The organism is Novipirellula herctigrandis, assembly GCA_007859835.1.
Classification (GTDB): domain Bacteria; phylum Planctomycetota; class Planctomycetia; order Pirellulales; family Pirellulaceae; genus Novipirellula_A; species Novipirellula_A herctigrandis.
The window spans coordinates 1297071-1313431 of record SJPJ01000001.1 but is presented as its reverse complement, the minus strand read 5'-3'; the positions used below and the strand labels follow the sequence as shown (position 1 = coordinate 1313431).

Annotated in this window: 6 protein-coding genes (1 of these 6 only partly in view); 3 read left to right on the top strand and 3 right to left on the bottom strand. The window is 52.5% G+C overall.

Annotated features, from left to right (window positions below; all coding sequences use genetic code 11):
* Positions 1-51 precede the first annotated feature (51 nt).
* Positions 52-1176 (top strand): AmmeMemoRadiSam system radical SAM enzyme, encoded by a 1125-nt coding sequence (amrS, locus tag CA13_RS04485; protein ID WP_146394785.1) that lies wholly within the window; start codon positions 52-54, stop codon positions 1174-1176.
* A gap of 37 nt (positions 1177-1213) precedes the next feature.
* A complete protein-coding gene (amrB, locus tag CA13_RS04480) occupies positions 1214-2017 on the top strand; it encodes an AmmeMemoRadiSam system protein B (RefSeq protein WP_146394784.1) in 804 nt (267 codons plus the stop codon).
* Positions 2018-2443: 426 nt separating this feature from the next.
* On the opposite strand, the gene CA13_RS04475 is transcribed toward amrB, so the two are convergent.
* The gene (locus tag CA13_RS04475) at positions 2444-3499 is read right to left on the bottom strand and encodes a PDZ domain-containing protein (protein ID WP_146394783.1); all 1056 of its coding nucleotides are present in this window, start codon (positions 3497-3499) and stop codon (positions 2444-2446) included.
* A 41-nt stretch (positions 3500-3540) separates the two neighbouring features.
* The gene (locus CA13_RS34700; RefSeq protein WP_419193933.1) at positions 3541-3663 is read right to left on the bottom strand and encodes a hypothetical protein; all 123 of its coding nucleotides are present in this window, start codon (positions 3661-3663) and stop codon (positions 3541-3543) included.
* 269 nt (positions 3664-3932) lie between these two features.
* Here CA13_RS34700 and CA13_RS04470 point away from each other — a divergent pair, with 269 nt between their 5' ends.
* Positions 3933-4748 (top strand): DUF4339 domain-containing protein, encoded by an 816-nt coding sequence (locus tag CA13_RS04470; RefSeq protein ID WP_146394782.1) that lies wholly within the window; start codon positions 3933-3935, stop codon positions 4746-4748.
* A 79-nt stretch (positions 4749-4827) separates the two neighbouring features.
* Here the strand turns inward: CA13_RS04470 and CA13_RS04465 are convergent, their stop codons facing one another.
* On the bottom strand, positions 4828-16361 hold the 3' end of the coding sequence (locus CA13_RS04465; protein ID WP_146394781.1) for a CARDB domain-containing protein. It continues 25945 nt past the right edge of the window; the window shows 11534 of its 37479 coding nt (coding positions 25946-37479); the start codon falls outside the window, past its right edge; it ends in the stop codon at positions 4828-4830.

Sequence of the window (16361 nt, the reverse complement as noted above, 5' to 3'; positions counted from 1 at the left end):
TGCATGACTAATTGATCGGTTGCAAAGCAAGATAGAACGTGGAGCAATATCATGGTCGAACGAGTTGTCTCACCGCCGAATTCACCGCTTCTTTCGGATGGCAGCAAACTTGGCGGATGGTACCATGTCAAAAATGGTCGAATTGTGTGCGACTTGTGCCCGCGCGCGTGCAGTTTGAAACCGGGTGACCGAGGGTTCTGTTTCGTTCGGGAAAACATTGATGGAAAAATGGTGCTCACCACCTATGGGCGTAGCACCGGCTTCTGTGTCGATCCGATCGAAAAGAAACCGTTAAATCATTTCTATCCGGGAACCAGTGCGCTTTCGTTTGGCACCGCCGGCTGCAATTTGGGCTGCAAATTTTGCCAAAACTGGACGACGACGAAGTCTCGAGAGGTAAAAACAGCCTCCCAATATGCGACGCCCGAAGGAATCGCCTCCACTGCCTTGGAACTCGGGTGCCAAACCGTTGCATACACCTACAACGACCCGGTCATTTGGGCAGAGTATGCCATCGATACTGCGAAACAATGCAGTAAACTTGGCATCAAAAACGTCGCCGTTACTGCAGGCTACATCAGTGCCGAAGCTCGCGGTGAATTCTATGAGCATATGGATGCGGCGAATGTTGACCTGAAGGCATTCACCGAGCATTTTTACAGCCATCTAACACTCTCTCATTTGCAACCTGTGCTTGATACGCTTGCATGGCTCAAACATGAAACATCGGTTTGGCTTGAGATTACGAATTTGATGATCCCTGAGGAAAACGATTCAAAGCAAGAAGTGAAGCAGATGTGCAATTGGATCTTCGATAACCTTGGTGATGATGTGCCGCTTCATTTCACAGCCTTTCACCCTGATTTCCGGATGCGCGACACGCCGCCTACGCCGCCTGAAACGCTCATCATGGCTTACGAGATCGCCCGAGAAGCCGGGTTGAAATTTGTCTACACAGGCAACGTTGACGATGTGACGCATCAATGCACCTATTGCCCGTCATGCAGTGAGATCCTTATCGAACGGCGTGGCTATGACATAACACGGTACCATCTCCGAAAAAATCACTGCGAATTCTGCGGCAAAAGAATCGCAGGTTGCTTTGGTGAACAACTCGGCACTTGGGGATCCCGCAGAATGCCCGTTGAAATTGAACCACAGTGGCCACCAAAATGAATCAACAAAAACACGGATAATCAGCAGGAGACATTCCATGTTAACGATTCGTCAATCAGCAGTTGCAGGAGTCTTCTATCCCGAAAATCCAGTTTCGCTTCGAGAATGTGTTAGTCAGCATATTTCCGCTGGACAACAAACCCATGCACCGATCAGCAGTCGTCCAAAAGCATTGATCGTCCCTCATGCTGGGTACGAATACTCCGGCCCAATCGCTGGCACCGCATACGCACAATTGCTGCCGATTGCTGACTCAATCGAGCGAGTCGTCTTGTTGGGGCCTTCTCACCATGTTGGATTTTCTGGCTTGGCGACAAGTGGTGCAAACTATTTTGAAACCCCTTTGGGTGACGTACCGATTGATACCGAAAGAGTAGAGGATCTACAAAGTTTGCCGGAGGTGACACTTCTGGATGAAGCCCATGCTTCGGAACATAGCCTGGAAGTTCAATTGCCATTTCTGCAGGTCGCTTTGCCAAACAGCTTCAAGTTGATCCCGCTCGTTGTCGGTATGGCTACCACCAAGCAAATTGCGGAGGTGATTGATTTCACCTGGGGAGGCCCCGAAACGCTCTTTGTGGTCAGTAGCGATTTGAGTCACTACAAAGACTATGCGACAGCGCAAAAAATCGATCTTCAAACCACGAAAATGATTGAATCACTTCAATTCGACGAACTTAGTGGAGAGCGAGCCTGTGGATTCGCAGGTATCCAGGGCCTTTTGAATATCGCAAAGCATCTGGGTTTGCGAGTCACCACACTCGACCTGCGCAACTCCGGAGATACAAGTATCCGCCATGACCACGTCGTAGGATATGGAGCCTATGTTGTTCACGACTAAATCACCAAGATTATGCGAGAACCCACCGAGTTCTTCCAGCGTTTGCGGCTAGAGGCCGGTCTTGATCCTGATTCATGGTCACCACACATTCAAGTCGCAACCTTTACATCGCAGCAAATTGCTCACAGCCCGCTTTCTCCGCTACATTGAATCCATCTTGGCTCGGAGAGGCATTGCTAACTATCCAATGTGATGAATCAAGATCGCACCAGAACACCAGACGGTATGACGATCGGGATGCATTCCTTAGCGATAGTAATACTGCAACCCGAACGGCCCCACGTAGACCTGCACACCCGGTCGTGAATAGGTCCGATACGATGGATAGCGACGGTGGTATTGGGGGTACGGGTACGGTCGTGGCAAAGAATACGCATTCGGCGGAACGACGTAGCGGTACCCGAAATAAGCAGAGGGCCCGTAACGTTATTCATACCTGTAATTTGGACGGTGCGAATAGCGATTCCGATCCCCTGAGTGAACGACATACACATACGGCGGAGAGCTCAAATACTGACTCGCGTCATCATCCGGCAAACTTTCTATCGTTTCCGGATCGTCCTCGTCCTGATCGCCCAAGGGTGCATTCTGGTTTCTCTTTTCAAGCATACCCTGCACCTGTTCGCGGAGCTCTTTAAACTGCTTTCGAATTTCAGTCATCTGCTCTTCCAGCGTTTCGGAATTCCTCAGTCGACTTCGCTCTAACTGTGGCGGAGTCGGGAAGCGCGGAATCGGCAGCGGCTGAATCGGTATAAATGAATCGATTCCGTTCGTGTCCAAATCCGGCATCGGCATGCGATAACTAAAGATTGGCGGTGCATCAACAATCGCCCCAAGCTTGACTTCCCGCTTCGATTCCTTCTTACCACCAAACGTGATCGCTACCGTTTCGTTTGCCTCGAGGTTCTCGATTGCGTTGACTAGGTCCGCTGCTGATTCGACCGGTTGATCGTTGATTGCGACAATCAAATCACCTACTGCCAAGTTTGCTCGCGCGGCGGGACTGCCAGGAATAACCATCGTGATTTTCGCACCGCGATAACCGTCCGATTCCAACATTACGCCAAGCCAAGCTCGGTTCGGTGCGTCCACAGGAACAACCGATGTCGCTAACAACGCCTGTTTGGTCATTTCTTCCCCAGCTCGCCAAACTCCGAGCGTAATTCTGTCACCCGGCTTTTGGACAGCGACGCGTTTCACTAAGTCAGACGGTGTTTCAATAGGATCGCCATTGATTGAAAGCAGATAGTCACCCGAGCGAATGCCAACTAAGTCCGCTGGTCCGCCGATCGCGACCATGTTCACCAATACACCAACACCGGGGCTATCGGTAACCTCGATACCCAAATGAGCGGATTCTAAATTTTTTGGCACCGACATCTCTATCGTCTGGCCAACCAATGCCTGATTGCTGATGCACACTGCCACAGCGAAAACGACACCGTGTGCGAAAACGCCCAATGCTTTCACTCTTGCCAACATGGTCTATTCCTCGAAAATCAAAAACGAAAAACCTCGTTCACTCAGCCAAGCAACAACCCTGCCACCTTTTGTGTCAACATCAACAGCAGCACGACAGCGAGCAAGAGAACTGCCATCCAAAAGACACCTTCTCGATGACTTGGTGACCAATGTTTAATATTCATGTTAAAGACCTCCCTCATTTGGGACTTTTCAATTCTGAACGCTACCAAACACGCCCGTGGAATTTTGCTGCACATCCCATTCCAATAACCCTTTCTTGACGTAAAATCCAAAGCCTCTTGCGGCGCACAACTCCCTCGTGCCAAGTGAATCGGGCACATGAATTGCAGCCAAGATTGCTTACAAAAGAAATCTCGCTAACTGCATTTAACCATGATGTTGCTGGCTTGTGTGCAATCACAGCGAAAGTTCTTCCGCGTCGAGGAAAGGGATGTGGGGCGAGCAAGTACAAACTGCCCATAAGGAGGAGGTCAAGACAAATGTCGACGTCCACCAAACCAATCGATGCCGATGCCAGCGGAATAAAAGCTTCGACGGACGTGGTCTAATTTTTGCCATCGATGGTCACAGGACAGGCCCATTAGACGCCGAAGCGATTCGACAACGCATGGTCGACGCTGTGATCACCGCGGATACCCTGGCTTGGTGTCAGGGCATGGAAGAGTGGAAATCGGCTCAAGAAATTCCGGAATTGAGGGAACGCCTTGCTGAACTTCTGATAGCTCACGTTGTACCGCCGCCGCTAGAACAAAACGTCGCTGACGTCACCCCTCTCACGCCACCACCGTTGCCGCCCGAATCGAAAGGAAGCGGCGCCGTCAAGCAGGATGATTCGGCATCGCAAACGGCAGGCGTTCCGGAAGGCTTAAGTGATCTTGAGGCAAATGCCTATCGCTTCACCATGTGGTTCACGCGATCAAAAATGTTGCGTGAATATATCCATAAGAATCCATCCAAAGCACTACCGATCGCCGCTGCGACCGTTCTTTCCATAGCGATACTGTTCGTCGCCGTCATGTTCAGCATTTCCGACTCAATCAACGAAGCGGAAAACTACGCGCCACAACAACCGGGCGGGATGCAGCAACCGGCTTGGGTCGACCAACATCAAGCGTGGCGGGAAGGATACCGCGACAGGCAAGCCATTCTCGATGACGCGTATCGACAGAAACGCAAGAGTGACGACACCATGAGCGAGACTTACCGACGAGGCAACTATGATTGGTACACGGACGACAAGGATTGATCCAGATCCGACTGTATGCACGTCTCGACGTTTGACGAAGCACTATCCACCGATCGACTGGTCGCACAATGGTGCTGCGTTATAACCGCGTTGCAAGGAGAGTAAGCAGTTGCTCCGATAGCGGCTCGGAATTGCTTGATGTATCTTTATGCGTCAAGTAATTGATTGTCATCAACGCGTCAATTGCGGTCAGCTTCCCATCACCATTGCAGTCATAGTAGGGCGTCGGATGATGTGTTTCATCAATCTCGTCGAGTTCACATGTATCCGGATCGCTCATCCGCCGATCGATCAACTCGTTGATAATGATCAGCGCATCGTTTGCAGTGATCTTTCCATCGTCATTGACATCCTCATGGAAGACCGGGTTTTGCCATCCAGGTAGCGGCGCCGGTGGCACGACCGATAACGCGTTGATGACTCGGACCGCATCCAAGGCGGTGAGTTTACCGTCGCCATTAACGTCGAAATAGGGTGGTGGGTGAATCGTTGAGGTAATGGGCACAAGATCGTTGGAAAGCCGATCCGTATAGCGGTAATCGGTTAACTCGTTGATAATCAGCAGTGCATCGTAAGCGGTGATTTTGCCGTCACCCGCGACATCAACCGGCCAAGCGGCATTGTGCCAAGTGAGCGTCGATCCCATTTGAAGACGTACGTCGCTGATCTCGGCCCGGCTACTATTTTCGCCAAATCCGATCAAGTCAAAGAAGACCGTGGCCGCAGCTTCGGAAAGCGATTCTGGTACGGTCGCTGTTACGCGAATCGGTTTCGCGAGATCGGTAAGCCTGTCACCGCTTGCATCGATTCCTTCGACGGTGACGCCCGACGCATACCGAACGGTTCCATCCGCAGCAATGTTCAATAGTGCATCGCCGCCATCGAGTCCCGTCATCGTGTTGGCGATTGATTCGGATGTATCCGTCATTATGACCGCTACCTCGAATGCCTCGTTGGGAGCATCGACTTGACCAACATCCAATACGATTCCTCCGATCGTAAACGTGATGTTGGCGGTGCCCTGTGGAACCACGAATGTTTGTGAAAAATCGCTGATCATCCCGACGCTTTCACTGATGGTTGCCACACCGTCGGCGATTTGGACGTCACCGACCATCGACCAGCCGTAGTCAACCGCATCAGGGTTCGTTTGAGTGAATGTCCCGTTGGTTAATCCGGTGGTGACGTAATCACTCGAAGCGATCAAGGCTTCACGAATCGGCGTGAATCCGATCGTAGCAGCCATTAATTCGCCATCGATCATCAACCGGGTGAACCCCGTTTGACTTGCATCCAATGCCGCCGAGATAATCTCCACTTCGGATTCGGTTGGCGTCTTGCGGACTCCAAGTTGAATCGAACCAGCCATCAGTAGCGACGGGTGACGACGGAGATCCAATTCGCTGTTGCTGGGGTCTAGCCACAAAGTCTCGGTCGAAGTGACAATCGATTGTCGGCCTTGACTATCGGAAACGGTATTCAAACCGAATCCGTCAAACGATTCGGTGAAGCCATAGAGATGGCCTAGTTCATGCAGCAAGACCGACAACACGTCAAAACGACCGATCGCTTCATCCACGTTGGCTTTCAACGTTCCATCGGCGTTGATACGAAATTCGCTATCGCTCGACGGTGTTGGATCGACAAACCAACCGTGTCCGGCAGCATCGTCGTCAATGACGATCGTGGCTTCGATCGGCCGACCATTTTGATCGATCTTGTTAAGCATCGTGTATCCAAGCCGTGTGCCGCCAAGTGGTTCGACGCACAAATGGATCATTGGACCCGGAAGATCAAGATCCGTTGACTGCCAACGCCCGATCGCGTCGACAAGCACGGGGCCAAGTTCGGCAGCGGTGACGATGGTTTGCGACGTCGCCGATTGGACAACCGCCGAGTGCATCAAACCGCTAAGGATCGTCCGCGAAGCTCCCCCGAGTTGCGCCGCGGGGTCCAAGTGAGGCGAGTAGTGTGCAACCACATCGAACGAACTGCCATTGGTGATCACGCTCATACCACCACGATCGATAGGCGTGTTTCGTGCGGCTGCGGCGTCAGCGATTTGAGCAAGCTCTCGGTTTTGGTAGACATACCATTCCACGGGAACTTCGACGCCCACTTTTCGAGCGGTTCTACCGATGAACGAATTGGGATCGGAATACTTGACAATAGCGTCGATCGCTTCCCCACCCTTAAGCTGCTGAATGCTGCCGTTGGGGAACGTGACTTTGGCTTCGTTGAAGACGCTCAGCAGATTGTTTCCACCTCCCTTCACAATCAATCCCAGGTCGACATCACTGGTACCGCTCATCATCGGACTCTTGGTCAAATCAGCCAACGTCCGCCATGCTTCCAACGGCTTCTGGAGAGTCTGGTGCAACCGTTGGAAATTCCCCGAGTAGACGTCCTTGACAAAGTCAGCACGAAATGCGATTTGGCTCAACGTGGCACCCGCGGTTCCCTGTAGCATCAGTGCAACGACACCACCCTCGTTGATACCCGGCACTTTCAGCTTGCCGTTATTGATGGACCTAGCGACGTTCGCTAAATCTTGGACGTCTTGGCGAGTCGTGAAAGGAAGATCCAATATCTCGGCGAATTCGGAAGGCGCGGTGGTGATCAAGCGATCCGCCAAATTGTTGAATGGTCCCTCGAACGAGTAGGGATGATCGGTGAGGATTTTCCTCATCGCTTGAGCTTGCTGGTAACGTGTGTAACCGAGGACATCCATCGGTTGCCGCCCACTCGGGAACAATTGTTTCATGCCTCTTTCATAAGCTCGCAACCCAGCCTGTTGTTTTTGTAGCGTGCCCACATGGTTACGCAACAGCAATTCCATGTTTTGGGTATGCTGTGTTTTGTCGCCTGTTTTGATATAGAATTTCAACGCTTCGTGTTGTGCCAGCGCCGCGTCCAATGTCGGGTACATGCGATTGATAACTTCCCGTTTCACACGATCGATCATCTTCGGCAGTTTATTTTTGACCCCCAAATGAGAGTACGGTGCGGACAACGTTGGCGCGGCCGGGTTGTTTACTCGAATCAATGTTGATGCGTGCAGGGCGATCGCTTGCTCGCGCAACGATGCCTTGGCGGTCGATGTCAACATGGCACCACTACGGTTGATCTCGGCATCGACCAACTCACCAATCAGTTTCCGATACACGGGATTATGTTCGGCATTGAATTGGATGACACGGTTCTGCGCTGCTTCGATGCGTGACGTATAGCCGCTGCCTCGAATTTGGTCGATGAATGCACGTCCTGCATTCCATGCTCGGTTTCCTTGAGCGTTTAATTCAAGCGGGTAATCCCACTTGGCGGATGTTGCTGCCGAGACCAGGTCTTGCTCCATCTTCACCAACGCGGATTCCATCTGCGCCAATTCGGGATTCTTGCGGATGTCTTTTTGCAGCATTTTCATCGACAGCGCCCCCCGTTGCCCAATCCGGTTCACGGCCACTGAGCGGATCTGATGATCCAAACTGCCATGCCAACCAAGTTTGGCGGCTTGAGCGGCGTCGATCAGTCGCGAAAATTGCTTGAAGGTATTTGTTTGGAAATCGGGCGGCTCAATGGCATTGCGTATGGCAATCGCGTCAGCGTTGCCACCAAGCGATTGCCGATAGTACTGCACATCTGCTTGGTACTGTTGCAATCGAGTGATATCCGAAGCGAGCCCTTTCAAATTCTTTCCAACACCCAACAAATACGGGATCGTTCCGTTACGGACTTGGTTAACGGTTCCGGTCCATTCCGTCCGCATGGTTGCGATGTCGCCTTTTAGTCCCTTCGATTGCATACCCTGCGCGTGATAAGAAGCAACGTCGCCAACGAATCCGGTTGTTGCCCCCATCAATCGGCTATCCATCGCATTGAGGTCTTTCTCATAAGCGAGTGCGACGTAGGCATCAGCGGCATTCAGCGCAACACTAGCGTAAGTGCCGACGGTCGGCCCAATTGCCGACGCTCCGACAGTCAGGAACAATTTGACGCCGTCCCAAAGTTCAAATCCTTCACGTCCAGGTTGCTGACTCTGCTTGACGAGGCTATAGGCAGTTTTCCCTGTGCTATAGGCTGCGTAGTAAACCATATAGGGAGCGGTCACGGGGTTCGTCGACAAGGCGACTGTTGCTGCGATGGTGGCGAGTGCTTCCACAGCGATATTGGTGCTGCTGATCGTCCCCATGGCAAACGTCAAGACGTTGAAGTTGCCAACCGACATGCTCTTGTCAAATGTCTGACGACTTTCCGTCACCGCATCGCGAACCGAACTCAATTGGTCGAAATACGGATTCGCCATCGCCGATGGAACCCCCGATAGCCCACTCGGATCAGCCATGTTGATCGGGTCTGACAAGGCGTAGCGATATTGGTTTGGATCGCCCGCGGACAAGCCGATTGGGTCGACACTGACAAATCGTCCATTCGTTGGGTCATAGTAACGGGCGCGGAAGTGATACAATCCAAGTGCCGGCTCGTAGCTTTGGCCAGTGAAGAAGTAACGATTGAAGACATCGGGATCGGTGCGTGAGACAATCTCGCCGTAGGCCGAATAGCGAAGATGATCAAGCAATTGGCCGTCTACGCCAACTAAATCGCGAACGGTCCCAACATGATCCGGCAACATCCAAATCGTGTTACCTTGGTGTTCTTGGGCCAGTGGTGAATCACCGCCCGCTCCGTGCAAGTAAACCACGTCCACCACAGGATCGGTTCCAACGTCGAGTCCGCCAACATCGACAATCTCTACCAGCACATCATCACCGTTGTACAAGTAGCCTCGCCAAGTAACCGGCTTGTTGCCAATGCCATCAGGATCCACACGCTTCCAAATCCGTCGATTCAAAGCGTCATAGCCGACCTCCACCACCTCCACGACGTTCCCAGATGAATCTTCGGTGACCGCCGCGACCAAACGATTGCGATGATCCCACGTATAGTGAATGACGTCGCCGGTTTCGATCGCCGTTTGTGTAACAAGATTCCCTTCGGCGTCATACTCGTAGTTAAAGATACCGTCGCTGGCTAGTCGGTTCTGTTCGACGTAGCTGTAGCTATCGCCATGCTCACTGCTAGAAGTTCGGTTTCCGACGTCATTTAGGGTGAACGACTCATCGGACATCTGCGGATCGGTGTGCGAAACAGATGTCAGACGTCCATTTGCGTCATAGTCGTAAGTCGCTCTGCCATATTCATCCTCGATCGACGCTACACGAGCGTCGGCATCATAGGTGTAGCGGTATTGATTGATCGTGCCCGACGTAGCGGATAGATGTTTGATTTGGTCGATCAATTGCCGCTCGTTCAGCGTTGTGCTTGTTGTCAACACCAAGGCATCATCGCTACCGTAGCGGCGAATTTCCTTGAAAGCGGAAACGTCATCGTGATAATCAAACTCGACTCGCTTCGCGTTCACCGCAGAACCGGTTTGCTCAATGGATGATAGTCGGTCATCGGTCAAACCATAGCTGAATCTTTCTTGAATGATGCCTGCTTGAACACCAAGGGATGCCGAAACGTTTGTCGTTAAGCCAAGCAAGTTACGTTCATAGTCGATCGCGAACACATCGACACCGCTGGCGATCGTGGACGTAATCGCGGAGATTTGCGCCGTCGCGTCATCGGCAAACGCAAACGTGTTAGTCGCATCACCACTGAACGCCTCCGTCATTCGACCGATCACGTCGTATGTGAACGACAAAGTGTTTGTCGTGCTGCCGGTTGAATCAAGCCAATCTTCTTGCACAAGACGTTGATTTCCGTTGTATTGGCGAACGGTGATGCGACCATCGCGATCGACGTAACGCACCGGATTCCCAGCCGGGTCATATTCGTAGGATCGAGTGCCAAAGTCGTTGGTGTCGCTGACCATCCGGTGCATTGCATCGAACACAAAACTTGTAACGCTGCCTTCCGCATCCATCACGCGGCTCAGGTTACCGGCTTTGTCATACTCTAGTTGCGTCAAACCGCCATCGGATTGCCGAATCGATCGCTGCAAGTTCAGCGCGTCATAGGAGTACTCAACCGGATTGCTTTGACGTGCATCTTGTTTGGTCAACAAATTACCAACGGCATCGTACGTATAGGCGTAGAAGTTCCCATATCCGTCCGATTCCTGAACCAAACGATTCAGCTCGTTGTATTGGAATTCCCGTTGAACGTCGCCAACGGTGGCCATCGTCAAATTCCCGGCATCGTCGTAGCTACGAACTTCGGTTTCAGCCGATCGCGGTTGAATCATCACAACCCGCTGTGCCTTGTCATAGTCGGTCGTCAAGGAAACATTTCCTGCCGCATCGATCTGTTCAATTCGATAACCAGTATCGGTGTCGACATAATTCCATTGGTTCACCATATCATCCGTGCCATCACGCTCGATCGTCTCCGACACCATGCGCCCCACGCGGTCATAGTCGCGAGTAATCACATGGCCGAGTGCGTCCTCGACGTGAACTTTCTGGCCGGCGTTGTTGTACTCGAACTTCTGGACGGCTTCGGCAGGACTAGCCGGTGTGCCGACTTGCTGTCTAATTCCCGTCACGCGACCAAGCCCATCGACATCCGTGTAAATCGTATAGAAATCCCCTCGAGCGGGAGTCATTGCAATCAGATTCCCCACCGAATCGTATTCATAATTTTCAACAATCCAGTCGTCTTCGCCCGGTGTACCGATGCCGGTACCCGTTGGCGTGCCTGCATGTCGGCGCTGCTGGATCATGCGGTTGCGAGCGTCATAGACCGTCTCGGTTCGATAGTAGTCGCCGCGCGGATCGATTTGCACGACTTGTCGTCCGAGCGAGTCGTATTCGTAGCGAGTCGTGATTTCCTGCGGCGTGTCGACCGCTCGCGTGACCGATAGCGGCATATTCCTAGCGTCGTAGACCGAATCGCTTACAATGCCGTTTCGATCGACGATCCGAACGACGTTCCCAACCGCGTCGTATTCCTGGAAGCTGGATTGCCCCACCGCATCGATCGATTCGATGACTCGGCCCAATCGATCACGGATAGTTCGGCTCGACCGCCCAAGCGGATCCTCGGTGATGATTTCCAAACCATTGTCCGAGTACTCGAAAACCGTCGTTTCGTCTTCGGCGTTTGTTTTGCTTAACAAGCGATTCAATGCGTCGTAGGTGTTGGTCGAAATGCCGTACACATCGATCACCGACAGCACATTGCCGTAACGGTCGTAGCTGTAGGCGGTTTGTTCTCCGACGGGGTCCGTGGTCAACGTCACACGTCCAACCGCATCATATTGATATTCGGTGATGTAGTCGTCACCACCGATGCCAACATGTTCAATCAAGTTGCCTTCCACGTCGTAGCTAAATTTTTCAGTCAAATGCGATGGCCCGCTGGTCCCCAAAACGGCATAGGTCGTCGAGGTGATTCGTCCGGAGGCGTCAACGGAATGGGTCGTCGCATAGTCGTCTCCGCGAGGATCGATGTTGCGAATCAAGTTGCCGGCAAGATCGTACTGGAATTGATCGACCTCGATCGTGGGTGCGTCTTCGGGACCAGCACTATTGTGAACTTCGATGGGAAGACTTCGGTGATCAAAGATCGTTTCCGTTGCAAAGGCCTCGCCACGTGGGTCAATCACTCGGGTGACATTGCCGATTCCATCGTGCTGCATGCGATACGTTACTGGGTCGCCGGGATCGGCTGCCGACCCCGTTGCGTAGTGAGTCGCAATTAGTCGGTTCGCGCCGTCAAAATCCATCGTTGTGTCGGCCCATTCGCCTCGCGGATCACCGATGCGGATTCGGTTCCCTGCGGCGTCGTAGTCATAAGTGGTCGTGTCACCTTCCGCATTCGTTTCACTGCGGATTAACGAACGACCATCGTAGATCCGCTCGATCACCGAAGCACCGTCGGAGCTAGATAGCGGACCAATAATGCGGACTGCATTTCCAATCGCGTCATATTCAGTCATCGTCTCCAAACCGACTGCATCAATCACCTTGGTCATGCGATTAAGACGGTCGTATTCCATTCGCGTTGTCCGCGTTGGTGTCAAAGCGTCGCCGAGTTCGGTGATTGCGAACGCATTTCCGATCGTGTCCAATTCGTACTGTGTCACCGCACCAAGCGAATCGGTCATCGAAGTTAGCCTACCGGCGGCATCGTAGCTGTATTCGGTCGGCAAAATGTCTTCGCCGGCATTTTCGCGAGGACCATGGATTGACTTAACCGTTCCGCCGGGAAAGTAGTCGTAGGTGGTAACGGCAGGGGCCTGAGGGTGTTCGGCCGAGCCTTGTGGAACCGATTGCGACTGAACTCGCCCGAGCGCATCGACGACCATGCGAACGGTGTAATACTCACCGCGAGGATCTTGTTCCGCGATCAAGTTGCCTACTTCGTCGAATTCATATCGAGTCACCGCCATTGGCCCAGGCTCCGCTTCGGTACCGGTCGGTTCGATCATCGCAACAAGTCGATTGCCAGCGTCGTATTCGAAATGCACCGCGTGAAATGGGCCGCGAGCGTCAACAGAACGAACAAGATTCCCCACCTCGTCGTACTCCGAAATCGTCTCCAACGCGGACGCTCCCCCACCGGTGTCCACGACAACGTTTTGCAGACTGACCGTGCGATTGTATAGCGGGTCGTACTGGTAAGTCGTGGCGTACTCGGGGCCTCGCGGATCTTCATATCGCACCAAGTTGTCCGCCAAGTCGTAGCGAAACTTTTCGATCGCGATGACGTCGCTACCCATCACACCAATGGACGAATGTTTTTCCGCGACTCGTCCAAGTTCGTCGTAGATAAACTCGGTAACAAATTCACCGGGTGTTGCCGCGTCAAAGGTCCGCGGATCAGTTTGCTTGGTAATATTGCCAAACGCATCATACTCGATCTCTGCACGATAACCGCCGGCATCCACAACCGCGGTTCGCCGACCCAATGCATCGTAGTACATTCGCGATGCGAAGTCGTTATCGCTATCGGCGATGCTGCACGTCGCCAAGTTTGCTCGCGCATCAATTGTTAGCAACAAATTACCGACGTCATCGGCAACAAAACAAGTCGTATTGCCCAGAGCGTCTCGCATCGAAGAGCGATTGCCGAGAGTGTCGTAGCTGAGTTCCAATATCGCAGCGGTGTTGCCATCAAGCGACGGTGTTTCAATACGTGTCGTGTTTCCCGCCGCATCGTACTGGTAACGCGTTTCTTGCCCCAACGCGTCGTGCTGAACCGCCAAACGACCATTCGAGTCATATTCCATCCGTGTTTCTAAACCATCTCCGCGAGGGTCGGTTTGACGAATCGGTTGTCCGATTTCGTTGTACTCGGTGATGATTTCATAAGGTCGCGGATCGGTTGCCGTTCCCGAATTACCGGACTCCTTAATCTGGCGATTCATCTTGTCGTACTCAAACGACCGAGTGTAAAAGGCACCTCGTGGTTCAGTCAACGAGGTTAGGTTGCCAACCACATCGTACTCGTACGTCGTCACGGCAGGTTTCGTCGACCCCTTGGCCACCGTGGTCGTTTTCGGACGAAGCAATTCATCAAACTCGGTAACGGTACGTTGCCCCATCGGATCGATTGTTTCCTGGACCATCCCCAATGGGTGATAGACCGTCTGCGTCGTCGCTGCCCGCGGCGAACCAGCAGCCATTGTCTGCTTGACGACTCGATTCATCTTGTCATGAACAAAGTCGGTTCGTGCTGCTGAACCTCGTTGATCGATGATACTCGTCATGTTGCCAATCGCGTCGTATTGGTATGTCGTCACGAAACCTTCGGGATCGATCCTTTGTTGCAACCGACTGCTTTGGTCGTATTCGTACTCAGAGACATCGTTGACAATGCCGTCGAGCGTCAACCGTTGTTGAGTCACTTTTGTCGCATTGTCGCTTAAGTCATATTCGTAGCTGGTGGAGCGACCTTCCGCGTTGGTTGTCTTCGTAAGTCGGTTGAGACGGTCGTATTCGAATCGCGTCTCGACCGGAATATCGTCGGTCGAGCGTGGGTCGATGATCCGGGTTTGATTCCCCAGTGCATCGTACTCGTAACGGGTCGTGTCACCGTACGGGTTAATGGTGGTGATTTGGCGATTCAATTCATCATATTCATACGTTTGCCGGAACTCCGTATTGTCCCGATCTCCTTTGGCACGCGGATCAACGATGCCGATTTGATTTCCGCTACCGTCATAGAGATAGTGAGTGACTTCGCCTTCCGCATCGGTCTGGGTAACCGTGCGACCGAGTTCGTCATAGACCATTGTGACCTTGGCGTCTAAGCCATTGGTGACTGACTTCAACCGTCCACTGGGGTAGTATTCGTTGTCTGTCGTCGCCAAATCATTGACCGTCGTGTGGATCACGCGGCCCCGCTGATCCAATTCATGCTGGGTGATACGTTTATCCGTACCGTTGGCGTTTTCAATGACTCGCGTGGGATGGTTCGCGGCATCGTGTTCGAACCGTATCACCACACCAATCGAACTGGTACTCGCCGCAACGGAGTCGAACAAGTTGTAGGTCGCCGTGGTAACTTGATTTCCGGTCGCTGGATTCACAATGATCGTTTCGACTTGCCGATTCGCGTCATCATAGACCGTGACGAATTCTTCCGTCGTTGGGCCAACCTTTTTCGTTTGACGTCCGCGACCATCGACCTCGAATCGAATATTCCCTCCGCTAGGCATCGTGATGCCGACCATCTGCTGGGCGGCATTATAGTGATATTGGGTCCGCCGCCCCATTTCATCAACCACCGTCATGGGTTGGCCAAATTTGTTTTCGACCAACAGCGAAACGCTACCGTTTGCGTTCTTTTCATAGCAGTAGGTGTAAGACGGATCAAAGGCAAGCGCAGCGTCGACCAACATCGCCCCAAAGTCGTAAGCGTAGTGGGTTGTTGCATCGAGTACACCCGCTGCTTCAATCCGTTTGGTCGGCCGATCATAAACGTCGTACTCGTACAGCGTTACATTGCCGTTGCGATCCACTTGTCTTTTCACGTTGCCGTGCGCGTCATACTCAGTAGCATCGACATAGGTCACGCCATCAATGGAAACGTCGATCGTCGTTGTCAACAATCGATTCATTGGATCGTATTGAAGTGTACGATTGAATCCATCGGGATCGATCACTTCACGAATGTTTCCGGTCAGATCGACATACTCATTGACCTGTTCTCCGTCAAAGAACTTTGTTGACGTCAGCCGACCAAAGTCATCGTACAAAAATTCGGTAACGATTCCCGCAGCGTCGATTGACTTTCGCATCAACCCATCGGCAGGTCCATTCGTGTGGAACTCATACATCTTGGTGGAACTGGTGGGATTGCCAGCGGGCAAAACTTCCGTCGTCGCAATTGTTTCGGACACGATGTTTCCGTCATCATCGAGCACGCGCCTGGTCGTACGTCCAACCGCGTCGGTGCTGGTTGTCCAAATCGCAGCAAAATTTGGATTTTCGTAAGCAAATGTCCTCGTGGCGGTGCGAAGACTATCAGGACCATCGGGGAAGTCGGTAATGCTGGTCACGTTTCCGAAAGCATCATACGTTTGACACGTCACGTTTCCAACTTGATCTACCTGGACACTCACGAGGCCGGACTCTTCACTGCGACCCATCGTACGTCCAGGAA

Coding starts and splice junctions, on each gene's coding strand:
- amrB (WP_146394784.1), top strand. CDS start 1,214: ATGTTAACGATTCGTCAATCAGCAGTTGCAGGAGTCTTCTATCCCGAA.
- amrS (WP_146394785.1), top strand. CDS start 52: ATGGTCGAACGAGTTGTCTCACCGCCGAATTCACCGCTTCTTTCGGAT.
- CA13_RS34700 (WP_419193933.1), bottom strand. CDS start 3,663: ATGAATATTAAACATTGGTCACCAAGTCATCGAGAAGGTGTCTTTTGG.
- CA13_RS04475 (WP_146394783.1), bottom strand. CDS start 3,499: ATGTTGGCAAGAGTGAAAGCATTGGGCGTTTTCGCACACGGTGTCGTT.
- CA13_RS04470 (WP_146394782.1), top strand. CDS start 3,933: ATGTGGGGCGAGCAAGTACAAACTGCCCATAAGGAGGAGGTCAAGACA.